This window comes from Streptomyces xiaopingdaonensis (assembly GCF_000262345.1).
In the GTDB taxonomy this organism is placed as follows: Bacteria; Actinomycetota; Actinomycetes; order Streptomycetales; family Streptomycetaceae; genus Streptomyces; species Streptomyces xiaopingdaonensis.
Map to the genome: position 1 here is coordinate 1 of NZ_AJTQ01000161.1, position 919 is coordinate 919.

The 919-nt window shown below is 69.7% G+C and carries 2 protein-coding genes; both read right to left on the reverse strand.

Annotation, left to right across the window (positions count from 1 at the left end):
* The coding region (locus UWG_RS29945) for an ATP-binding cassette domain-containing protein (protein WP_016907615.1) at positions 1–624 on the reverse strand (624 nt) is incomplete at its 3' end.
* The coding region (locus UWG_RS0112835) for an oligopeptide/dipeptide ABC transporter ATP-binding protein (protein ID WP_029391402.1) at positions 608–919 on the reverse strand (312 nt) is incomplete at its 5' end. The genes UWG_RS29945 and UWG_RS0112835, both read right to left, overlap by 17 nt.

A 919-nucleotide genomic window follows, 5' to 3' on the forward strand; every position in this document is an offset into this window, starting at 1 on the left:
GACGACCTGCGCCTGCACGGAGACGTCGAGCGCAGAGACCGGCTCGTCGCAGATGATGACCTCCGGGTTGAGGGCCAACCCGCGGGCGATGCCGATGCGTTGGCGCTGGCCGCCGGAGAACTGGTGCGGATACCTGTTGACGTACTCGGGGTTGAGCCCCACCACGTCGAGGAGCTCCTGCACCCGCTTACGGCGGTCGCCCTTCGGCGCCGCCTCCGGATGGATGTCGTACGGCTCGGCGATGATGTCGCCGACCGTCATCCGGGGGTTGAGCGAGGTGTACGGGTCCTGGAAGACCATCTGGATGTTCCGCCGGACCGCCTTCAGCGCGCGGCCCGACAGCTTGGTGATGTCCTCGCCCTTGTACCGGATCGTCCCCGCCGTCGGCTCCTCCAGGTTCATCAGGAGCTTGGCGACGGTCGACTTGCCGCACCCCGACTCCCCGACGACGCCGAGCGTCTCCCCCGCGTAGAGGTCGAAGGAGACCCCGTCGACGGCCTTGACGGCGCCCACCTGCCGCTTGAAGAGGATGCCCCGGGTCAGCGGAAAGTGCTTGGCGAGGTCGCGGACTTCGAGGATCGGCTCCCCGCGGCCTACGGCGGTGGCCTCAGGCTGCTCGGCCATCGAGGGTCTCCTTCCAGGAGTGGCAGGCGCTCGCCCGGTCGTCCGCCACCTTGTGGAGCGGCGGGAGTTCGGTGCGGCAGGCGTCGTGGGCGAGCGGGCAGCGCGGGTGGAAGGCGCAACCGGCGGGGACCCGGGACATGTTGGGCGGGAGGCCCTGGATCGCGTAGAGCTCCTGGCCCTTGCGGTCGAGGCGCGGGATGGAGTCGAGGAGGCCCTTGGTGTACGGGTGGGCGGGGTTCTTGTACAACTCCCGTACGGGGGCGGTCTCGACGATGCGGCCCGCGTACATCACCGC